At 71.3% G+C, this 3,494-nt stretch carries 4 protein-coding genes and 1 pseudogene; 2 read left to right on the top strand and 3 right to left on the bottom strand.

Going from position 1 to position 3,494, the window contains the following annotated elements; all coding sequences use genetic code 11:
* Positions 1–35: 35 nt before the first annotated feature.
* The 3 genes from AC1MIR_RS17275 to thiS all read right to left on the bottom strand — a co-directional run bounded on the left by AC1MIR_RS17275 (position 36) and on the right by thiS (position 2,610).
* Positions 36–1,166 carry a type III PLP-dependent enzyme gene (locus AC1MIR_RS17275; protein WP_480029419.1) on the bottom strand — a complete coding sequence of 377 codons (1,131 nt, stop codon included), beginning with the start codon at positions 1,164–1,166 and terminating at the stop codon, positions 36–38.
* A gap of 423 nt (positions 1,167–1,589) precedes the next feature.
* On the bottom strand, positions 1,590–2,387 hold the full coding sequence (locus AC1MIR_RS17280; RefSeq protein ID WP_480029420.1) for a thiazole synthase: 798 nt from the start codon (positions 2,385–2,387) through the stop codon (positions 1,590–1,592).
* Positions 2,388–2,391: 4 nt separating this feature from the next.
* Positions 2,392–2,610: a sulfur carrier protein ThiS gene (thiS, locus tag AC1MIR_RS17285; protein ID WP_480029421.1), complete on the bottom strand. Its 219-nt coding sequence runs from the start codon at positions 2,608–2,610 to the stop codon at positions 2,392–2,394.
* Between the two features lie 117 nt (positions 2,611–2,727).
* Between thiS and aroQ the strand changes: the two genes are divergently transcribed.
* A complete protein-coding gene (gene aroQ / locus AC1MIR_RS17290) occupies positions 2,728–3,183 on the top strand; it encodes a type II 3-dehydroquinate dehydratase (RefSeq protein ID WP_480029422.1) in 456 nt (151 codons plus the stop codon).
* Positions 3,183–3,494, top strand: a pseudogene (locus AC1MIR_RS17295) (hypothetical protein); the annotation flags it as partial. The gene aroQ and the pseudogene AC1MIR_RS17295, both read left to right, overlap by 1 nt.

A 3,494-nucleotide genomic window follows, 5' to 3' on the forward strand; every position in this document is an offset into this window, starting at 1 on the left:
CCCGCCCCCGCGTCACGGGGGCGGGCACGCCGCTGTCAGATGTAGTGCTCCGCCAGCGGGCGGAAGCCGTTGAAGCCCTGGCTCGCATAGGTGGTCACATAGGCGCCGGTGCTGAGAAGCTGCACGCGGTCGCCATCGGCCAGGTCCAGCGGCAGGCGATAGTTGGCCTTCTCGTAGAGCGTGTCCGTGCTGTCGCAGGTCGGGCCGGCGATGGTCACCGGGCCTTCCACGCCGCCGTCATGCGGGGTGCGGATCGTGTAGCGGATGGCCTCGCCCTCGGTCTCCGCCAGGCCGCCGAACCGGCCGATGTCGAGATAGACCCAGCGCACCGGATCGTCCTCGCCCTTGCGGGAGACCAGCACGACCTCGCTCTCCAGCACGCCGGCGTCGCCGACCATGAATCGGCCGGGCTCGATCACGATCTCGGGCAGGGCGTTGCCGAAATGCTCCGCCATCGCCCCCATGATCGCCGCACCGAAATCGTCGATGCCCGGCACCTCGGCGCGGTAGCGCACCGGATAGCCGCCGCCGAGATTGACCATGCGCAGCGTCACGCCGGCGTCGCGCAGGTCGCTGAAGATCATCGCGGCCTGGCCGATCGCGGCCTGGTAGGCGTCGGTGCGGGTCTGCTGGGAACCGACATGGAAGGAGATGCCATAGGGGTCGAGGCCCCACTCGGCGGCCTTCCGCATCAGGTCCACGGCCATCTTCGCCTCGCAGCCGAACTTCCGGCTCAGCGGCCATTCCGCGCCCTTGTTCTCCACCAGGATGCGGCAATAGACGCGCGCGCCGGGCGCCGAGCGGGCGAGCTTGCGCAGCTCCGGCTCGGAGTCGAAGGCGAACATGGTCACGCCGGCGGCGAAGGCGGCCTGGATGGCGCTTTCCTTCTTCACCGTGTTGCCGAAGGAGATGTGCTCCGGCGCGGCGCCGGCGGCCAGGCAGGCCTCGATCTCCTCCCAGGAGGCCGCGTCGAAGGACGAGCCGAGGGAGACGAGCCGACCCAGGATGGGCGCCGCCGGGTTGGCCTTCACCGCGTAGTAGACGCGCGCGAGCGGCATCGCGCCCAGCAGGCGGCGATAGTTCTGCTCGACGGTGTCCACATCCAGCACAAGGCACGGCGTGGCCGGTGCGTGCGTGCGCAGGAAGGCGGCGATCTTCGGGTTCATCGCGCCCCACTCCCCTTCGATAGTCGGAGACCGCCCGAGCAAGGCGGCGGCCCCACAGTTGACGAAACGGTCCAACGAACCAGCGAAAATGGCCCTCGGGGTCTCCCCCTCGGGTGCCGGAACGCTTGACGTCGTTGCGTAAACCTTGCGCCGCGGTGACCTGTGTCCGGGCTGGCTCCTTAATCCTGGGAGCGGCCGGCGGTTCCGTGGGCCTGGGGCCAGAGGCACGTGCGTACTGCGTCTGGCGGGGCATCTAGACGCGGGGGGCGGGGGTCGCAAGGGAAAAATCCGGGCCGGCGCAGATTTTTTCCCGAACAACGCAGAAGCCGCAGGAAAGAGGCCCGGAACGGAACGCGGCGGCCGGCGGGTCATCCGGCGGGAGGCGGCGGCGGCAGGCGAATCCGCTTGGCGGGGCGCGCCGGCCTACCGGATCAGCCCGGACAGCGGGCTCGACGCGTCGGCCCGGTAGTCGCGGTTCATCCGGCCGGCGAGGAAGGCCTCGCGCCCCGCGATCACGGCATGCTTCATCGCCACCGCCATCCGCACCGGGTCGCCGGCATGGGCGATGGCCGAGTTCAGCAGCACCGCGTCGCAGCCGAGTTCCATCGCGAGCGCCGCGTCCGAGGCGGTGCCGATCCCGGCATCCACCAGCACCGGAACCTTCGCCTGCGCCTTGATCGCCTTGATCATGTAGGGATTCACCACCCCCATGCCGGACCCGATCGGGGCGCCGAGCGGCATGATGGCGACGCAGCCCATCTCCTCCAGCCGCTTCGCCGCCACAGGGTCGTCGGCGCAATAGACCATCACCTCGAACCCGTCCTTGATCAGCGCCTCGGCGGCTTCCAGCGTGGCGCGCATGTCGGGGTAGAGGAAGGGCGGCGGGCCCAGCACCTCGAGCTTGACCAGGTTCCACCCGCCGGCCTCCCGCGCCAGGCGCAGGGTGCGCACCGCGTCCTGCGCGGTGTGGCAGCCGGCGGTGTTGGGCAGGTAGGTGTAGCGATCGGGCGGGACGTAGTCCTGCAGCATCGGGGCCGAGGAATCGGAGAGGTTCACCCGCCGCACCGCGACGGTGACCATCTCGGCGCCCGAGGCCTCGATGGCGCGGGCGGTCTCCTCCAGGTCCTTGTAGCGGCCGGTGCCGACCACCAGGCGCGACCGGAAGCGGCGGCCGGCGACGGTCCAGCCCTCGTCGGCCTGCGCGATGCCATCACCGGGCATGGCCCTACCCTCCCCCGATGAAATGGACCACTTCGAGCCGGTCGCCCTCGGCCAGCCGCGTGGCGGCCCAGGCGGAGCGCGGCACGATCTCCAGGTTCCGCTCCACCGCGACCTTGGGCGCGGCGAGGTTGAGCAGGCCGAGCAGGTCGGCCACGCTGGCGCCCTCGGGCACCTCGCGCGGCTCGCCATTCACCTCGATGCGGAGCATGGCCGTGGCGGACATGGGGCGAAGATGGCGAGCGGCCGGGGTGGCGGCAAGCCGGGGCGGGGGCGCCCCGCGCTTCCCCCGGCTCGCGGTACCGTGCTATGCGGCCCGCCCCGATCGTAACGGGCCATCCCCTTGACACCGCCGCTCATCGCCGTTCTCAACGGACCGAACCTGAACATGCTCGGCACGCGCCAGCCGGAGGTCTATGGCAGCGCGACGCTCGACGACGTCGAGGCGCTCTGCGCCGAGACGGCCGAGCTGCTTGGGCTGGCCATCGACTTCCGCCAGACCAATGGCGAGGGCGAGCTGGTCACCTGGGTGCAGGAATGCCGCGGCCGGGCCGTGGGCATCGTCATCAACCCGGCGGGGTACTCGCATACCTCCATTGCGCTGATGGACGCGCTGAAGGCGGTGGACCTGCCGGTGATCGAGGTCCACATCAGCAACATCCACCGCCGGGAGGAATTCCGGCATCTGAGCTACGTGTCCAAGGCGGCGACAGGCGTGATCGCCGGGCTTGGGATCCAGGGCTATGCGCTGGCGCTGCGCGCCATGGCGGAGCTGCTGGCCGAGGAAGGAGAGCCCTGATGGCGGGCGTTTCGTTCGATCCCGCGGCGATCCGCGAACTCGCGAAGATCCTGCGCGAGACGGACCTGACCGAGATCGAGCTGGTCGAGGCCGAGAACCGGATTCGCGTGGCGCGGCAGGTGACCGTGCAGGCGATGACCGCGGTCGCCGGCCCCGCCCCGCCCCCCCCCCGCCGGGCCCCCCCCGCCCCCCCCCCCCCCCCACCCGGGGGCCAGCGCGGGGGGCGGGGGCGCGGGGGGGCATGCGGCGGGAAGCCTATCGCGGCGCGGCGCCACGCAGAATGCCGCAAGCCCCGCGTCCCGCGCTCACCA

Source organism: Falsiroseomonas sp. RANM36 (assembly GCF_056682175.1).